5 protein-coding genes and 3 pseudogenes are annotated in these 5697 nt (G+C 60.2%); 6 read left to right on the top strand and 2 right to left on the bottom strand.

All coding sequences use genetic code 11. The annotated features are described in order from the left end of the window. The 4 genes from MOV76_RS38105 to tnpC all read left to right on the top strand — a co-directional run. A partial coding sequence (locus MOV76_RS38105; RefSeq protein ID WP_247266499.1) for a transposase domain-containing protein occupies positions 1-88 on the top strand: 88 nt, incomplete at its 5' end. Positions 89-130: 42 nt separating this feature from the next. After that, on the top strand, positions 131-541 hold the full coding sequence (gene tnpA, locus MOV76_RS38100) for an IS66-like element accessory protein TnpA (RefSeq protein WP_077994909.1): 411 nt from the start codon (positions 131-133) through the stop codon (positions 539-541). Then, on the top strand, positions 538-885 hold the full coding sequence (gene tnpB / locus MOV76_RS38095; protein ID WP_008536947.1) for an IS66 family insertion sequence element accessory protein TnpB: 348 nt from the start codon (positions 538-540) through the stop codon (positions 883-885). Before tnpA ends, tnpB begins: the two co-directional genes overlap by 4 nt. Before the next feature lie 45 nt (positions 886-930). Continuing rightward, positions 931-2622, top strand: a complete 1692-nt coding sequence (gene tnpC, locus MOV76_RS38090; RefSeq protein ID WP_309506894.1) for an IS66 family transposase — start codon at positions 931-933, stop codon at positions 2620-2622. 723 nt (positions 2623-3345) lie between these two features. Here the strand turns inward: tnpC and MOV76_RS40205 are convergent. Together MOV76_RS40205 and MOV76_RS38080 are read right to left on the bottom strand one after the other, a co-directional pair. Further along, positions 3346-4443 (bottom strand): annotated as a pseudogene (locus MOV76_RS40205) (recombinase family protein); the annotation flags it as partial. After that, positions 4430-4609, bottom strand: a complete 180-nt coding sequence (locus MOV76_RS38080; RefSeq protein WP_077994911.1) for a hypothetical protein — start codon at positions 4607-4609, stop codon at positions 4430-4432. The pseudogene MOV76_RS40205 and the gene MOV76_RS38080, both read right to left, overlap by 14 nt. 306 nt (positions 4610-4915) lie before the next feature. Between MOV76_RS38080 and MOV76_RS38075 the strand changes: the two are divergent. Beyond that, a pseudogene (locus MOV76_RS38075) lies at positions 4916-5146 on the top strand (transposase domain-containing protein); the annotation flags it as partial. 24 nt (positions 5147-5170) lie between these two features. Then, positions 5171-5323, top strand: a pseudogene (locus MOV76_RS38070) (ISNCY family transposase); the annotation flags it as partial. Positions 5324-5697 lie beyond the last annotated feature (374 nt).

The following is a 5697-nucleotide window of genomic DNA, read 5'->3' as shown; positions in this document are numbered from 1 at the left end:
TTGGCTCACCCAAACACTTGAGCGGATCGCCAACGGCTGGTCGAGCAGCGATCTCGATGCACTCATGCCGTGGAATTACGCGCGCTGAACGGTCTCAGCTTGCCGCTTACCAAACACTAGGAGTAGTCCTATGACGAAGCATCCGATTGAAGTGATCACGTCTGTCGAGCGCCGACGGCGCTGGTCTCGGGAAGACAAAGAGCGGCTTGTTGCGGCCTGCTTTGAGCCAGATGCGGTGCTTTCCGAGATTGCCCGTGCGGCCGGTATCCATGTCAGCCAGCTTTTCCGTTGGCGCAAGGAGCTTTGCCAAATCGAGGAGCCGAAGACGGAAATGGCGAGCACGTTGGTGCCGGTGATCCTGTCCGAGGCCGCGCCTCCAGCCACGCCCATTCCCTCGGGGCCGCCTGCCCCATCGCAGTCCCGCCGGAAGCGTAGCGATGTGACGATTGAGCTGGGTCGGGGCCGTCGTATTCGCGTGGACAGCGACATCGATACCGAGGCGCTGGGCCGCATTCTCGATGTCGTGCTGGAACGGAGATGATCCCGGTTCCGAGTGGTGTGAAGGTCTGGCTGGCGACAGGCCATACGGACATGCGCAAAGGCTTCCCCGGTCTATCGCTGATGGTGCAGGAGACGCTGAAGCGCGATCCGATGTGCGGACACCTGTTCGTGTTCCGCGGTCGCGGTGGTGGCCTGATCAAGGTCATCTGGCATGACGGCCAGGGAGCCTGCCTGTTTACGAAGAAGCTTGAACGCGGACGCTTCGTCTGGCCGTCGGCGGCAGATGGATCGGTGGTGATCACACCGGCGCAGCTCGGTTATCTGCTGGAAGGTATAGACTGGCGGATGCCGCAAAAAACCTGGCGACCGACGTCGGCAGGATGAGCAAAAGCACTGGAATGGCTGGGTCGAATATGATTCCATCCTACCATGAACGATGCGGCCGAACAGCTTCCTGACGATCTTGCCAGTGCGCTTGCACTGCTGGCGCAAGAGCGTGCCTGGCGTATGAAAGCCGAGGCGGAAGCCGCCAGTGCCAAGGCGCTCGTGTCACATTCAGAAGCGCTGATCGCGCGGTTGAAGCTGGAGATCGAGAAGGTTCGCCGTGAACTTTACGGCAGCCGGTCCGAGCGCAAGGCGCGACTTCTCGAGCAGATGGAGCTGCAACTCGAGGAACTCGAAGCCGACGCTGGTGAAGACGAACTGGCGGCGGAGATTGCTGCCAAGGCTTCTACAGTCCGGGCGTTCGAGCGAAAGCGTCCATCACGGAAGCCGTTTCCCGAACACCTGCCGCGCGAGCGCGTCGTCATCGCCGCCCCGACGAGTTGCCGCTGCTGCGGTTCCGCCAGGCTGTCGAAGCTCGGCGAGGACATCACCGAGACGCTGGAGGTGATCCCGCGCCAGTGGAAAGTCATCCAGACTGTGCGGGAGAAGTTCTCCTGCCGCGAATGCGAGAAGATCACTCAGCCGCCCGCACCTTTCCATGTGACGCCGCGCGGTTTTGCCGGGCCGAACCTGCTGGCGATGATCCTGTTTGAGAAGTTCGCCCAGCATCAACCGCTGAACCGCCAGAGCGAGCGCTATGGCCGAGAGGGGATCGACCTCAGCTTATCGACACTGGCCGACCAGGTCGGTGCTTGCGCGGCGGCGCTGAAGCCCATTCATTCGTTGATCGAGGCGCATGTTCTGGCCGCCGAGCGGCTGCATGGCGACGACACCACCGTGCCGATCCTGGCGAAAGGCAAAACCGATACGGGGCGCATCTGGACATATGTCCGGGATGACCGACCGTTCAGCGGGCAGTCACCACCCGCAGCTCTTTACTATGCGTCGCGGGACCGGCGGCAGGAGCATCCCGAGCGCCACCTGAAGACCTTCACCGGCATTCTGCAAGCGGATGCTTATGGCGGCTACAATCCCCTGTTCAAGGTTGACCGCGATCCCGATCCGCTGACGCAGGCACTGTGCTGGGCGCACTCACGCCGCAAGTTCTTTGTGCTCGCTGACATTGCCACGAATGCCAAACGCGGCAGCCGTGCCATGCCGATCTCGCCGCTGGCGCTGGAGGCTGTCAAACGGATCGATGCCCTGTTCGACATCGAGCGGGAGATCAACGGGCTTGCCGCCGACGAACGCCTGCAGCGCCGTCGCATCGACAGCCTCTCACTCGTCAAAGAACTCGAGGACTGGATGCGGACCGAGCGGGCAAAGCTGTCGCGCAGTTCTCCTGTCGCCGAGGCTATCGATTACATGCTGAAGCGTTGGGACGGCTTCACGTCATTCCTGGAAGATGGGAGAATTTGCCTGACGAACAATGCAGCCGAGCGGGCGCTGCGAGGCTTTGCCGGACCTGAGTCATTGTGCACTCCCTCTTTAAGTATCTGTAAACATTGGAAGCGTCTCGGTGTCAGCAATGCGACACGGGCGGCCCTTTCGGGCTATCGCGGCTTGGACGGTCGCCGAAGTCAGGTCGCTGGCCCGGATTTGATACGGCGCGCCGGGAACCACCTGCTCGGCAGACAACACGTTCGTCTTGATCAGGTGGCGTATTCGGTGGTTGGTCACGCCCAAAACCGCCGCCGCCTCTGTCATGGTCAGCCATTCGCCCTCTTTATCGGCTGATTTGTACGCGTGAATGGCCCGGACCCGCCTTACGGAAGCGACCCGGTGTGCAGTCCAGGTTTTTCCTTGCCCCGTGGGCATTCCCATTCGATTGAGCGACGCGGCGATATGTTCATCGGACCAGCGTCCTGCCATGCTCCGCATCACTGCCAAAGCATCTTCCGTTGTGGCGCACCCGTGTTCACCCGTCTGGGGCTTGCGAACCTTGAGCTCCGAATGCTGACCGCCTTTCCAATGGATGGTCAGCACCACGTCGCGCACCTCATCATCGACATCGACAACAATGTCGGCGATCAATGTACGTAGCAGTTGCTGGCGCACGCGCATGGTGACATCCGGCGACTCCCAGGCCGCCTGCAGATTGTCGGCGAGGTTTGCGAAAGTGCCTGGGTCAACTTCGATGGTTGAAGGACTTTCGGTAGGCCTGCGCACTTCCAGATCACGGACGCGGCGTAGCGCCGTTTCCCAATTCTTCTCAAGCTGTGCAGCTATCAGGCGGTTGTCGGGATCGCATGCCGCATAGCGGCGCTCGGCGAGGCTAGCCTCGTAGCGGGCCTGTTGTAGCTCCAGATCGTGAATGTGGCGCTGGTCTTCCTGTCGCTCCCGGTGCATCCGCTCTGCTTCAAAAGTCGCCTCGATCGCTAATGGTTCTACCGCGCGCAACAACTCGCGCGCAACCGCCGCATCGACCTTCGAGCCGCCGAACGTCATGCAACGGGGCAAGCCCATCATCAGGTTCTGTTTATAGCAGCGATAGACAGGATTTTGTGGATTTCCCGTATAGGCAACACTCAGTCGCCGTCCACACCGTCCGCAGGTCAGGAGACCTGATAATAATGCTTTGCCGCCGCGGCCCGATTTAGTCCCACCCGAGCGGCCATAATTATTGAGGGCCAGTTGCTGTTGGTTACGCTCGTATTCGCCCCAACTAATGTAACCTTCGTGATGGTCCCGGATCATCACCTCCCAGCTACCGACGGGCTTGCCGTGCCCGTAACTGCGCCGAGCCCGTCCATCGACGATGGCAGTCCGCTTCTCGCTCTTCCCATAGACGTAAACGCCGGCGTAGAAGGGGTTTTTGAGGATGCCGATCACATTGCGATAACGTACTGGCATCCATACGAAGTTGGTCATGCGCCCTTCATCCGACGGCCGAGGGAAGTGAATCTGATCTTTCGTCATCGACAGCAGCACCTGACGCGCGCTTCCAAGGTCGTGGAAGCGGGCGAAGATGGATCGAATTACCTCTTGCAGACGCAGATCAGGATCGAGCCCAAGCCCGGCCTCCCGATGCCAAATGTAGCCGAACGGAACGGAAAGTCGCAGTTCGCCACGGCGCGCCTTCGACCTGGCGGCATCGAGCATCCGGGCTCTCAGCACGCCCAGTTCGAACTCGCTGATACTGCCCTTCATTCCCAGCAGCAGCCGATCGTTGGGTCGACATGGATTGTAGACGCCGTCATGGTCAATGACGCGGGCTTCGACCAGGCCGCACAGTTCGAGCAGGTGATGCCAGTCCCGACCGTTGCGCGCAAGCCGTGAAGCATCGAAGCAGAAAACGGCACCAACTTTGCCGGCGCACAGTAGGGCGACGAGACGATCGAAGCCCGGACGGGCGACGGTTCCGCTGGCAGAGCGCCCGAGGTCGTCGTCGATCACCTCGACGTCGCTGAAGCCGTGGTGTCGCGCAATGTCAACAAGATCATACTGCCGTCGCTGGCTTTCCAGATTGGTTATAACCTGCGACTGCGTGGATTGCCGCACATAAACGACGGCCTTGCGCGCGAGCAGCGCTGTCGGAATCAAATCAGTGCTGGTCATCGTTGACCTCCTCGACGACGAGGCCTGCGGCCTGCATCAGCAGGCAAGCCAGCGTTGAAATCGCCTTCTTGCGTTCCTTGTCGCTCAGTCCGTCGAGCATCCGAGTTTTGAATATCAGGTCGAGCTGCCGGCCCGACGCCGGCACCAGCGTATTGCGGGATCTCATCATGGTCCTCCTGAGTGATTCTACGTCCACTTCGGAAGGGTGCCGCTTTGCTGCCGCCAGAGACCAGCCTGTTCAATTCGATTAGCGTCGCAAGATCGACGCGTGGCGTTCCCATGGTCATGCCGCGGCAGACCACGGGATCGATCATCCACCCTGAGATCGCGATGACGACACCTGTCGGCCCCAGAACCTTCAAAAACCGGCCTGTCGCTCGTTCTTCGACGCGACGAATGGAAACCTTCTGGCCAAAATGTGGATGCCAGCGATAGTGAACCTCGACTTCATCGCCGACATGGGCAGAATGAACGGGGCATTGCTCTCGGAAGGAAGTCATGGCTCTTCGCCGGATCGGATCGTGGTGCTGATCGCGCAGCCTTCATGGCGACGCTGATCATGAGCGCAAAGCTCAACGACATCGATCCGCAAGCCTGGCTTGCTGATGTCCTCGCCAACATCGCTGACACGCCGACGAGCAAACTGGAACAATTGCTTCCGTGGAACTGGACGCCGACGGCGCTGGATGCTCAAGCGGCCTGACCTGCGTCCTTCACCGGATGCTTACAGCAATCGAAGCCTGTGGTAAAGAGCAATAGCGAGAAGAACGGCTATGTGCGACGGGCTCACGGTCCGGGACGGCGGAAGGATTTTACGAACGATCCGGCCGTCATCGAACGCCGTAAAGCTGCGCTGGCAAAGCGCGATGCTGCCGAGTGAGGCGTCGATCGCATCGTCTTAAAGCTAAAGCCGATGGGTGCCCCTCACCCGCCCCCGCTCCGCCCTTTCAACCCGGCCCAGCCGGTCGGATCGGGGCTGATCATCAGAGCCAGCGTCGCGTTTGTAACTGGCTGACAATGTCGCCCCTCTAATCAGCTTTGACAGCAATTGTAACCGCAAAGTTAGAATGTAAGAACGACTGGCATCTATTGCTCGATCCATCTCCACCCTATTGCTGGAAAAGGTAAATGTCGTTCTCCCTGCCTGATGGCCCCAGAGTGGCCGTGTAGGGCACACCATGGATAGTGATGCTGGTCTGGGGGTTGTCCGCGCTCGGCAGCAACTCAAGCCAGGACATTGCAAGCCGAAGGCCA

This window comes from Rhizobium sp. PRIMUS64, assembly GCF_023006465.1.
Lineage (GTDB): Bacteria > Pseudomonadota > Alphaproteobacteria > Rhizobiales > Rhizobiaceae > Rhizobium > Rhizobium leguminosarum.
The sequence above is the reverse complement of the archived record's forward strand: the minus strand, read 5'-3'. Positions and strand labels throughout refer to the sequence as shown.

Excerpts from the sequence above, each read along its gene's own strand:
- tnpA (WP_077994909.1), top strand. The coding sequence starts at position 131 with ATGACGAAGCATCCGATTGAAGTGATCACGTCTGTCGAGCGCCGACGG.
- tnpB (WP_008536947.1), top strand. The coding sequence starts at position 538 with ATGATCCCGGTTCCGAGTGGTGTGAAGGTCTGGCTGGCGACAGGCCAT.
- tnpC (WP_309506894.1), top strand. The coding sequence starts at position 931 with ATGAACGATGCGGCCGAACAGCTTCCTGACGATCTTGCCAGTGCGCTT.
- MOV76_RS38080 (WP_077994911.1), bottom strand. The coding sequence starts at position 4,609 with ATGAGATCCCGCAATACGCTGGTGCCGGCGTCGGGCCGGCAGCTCGAC.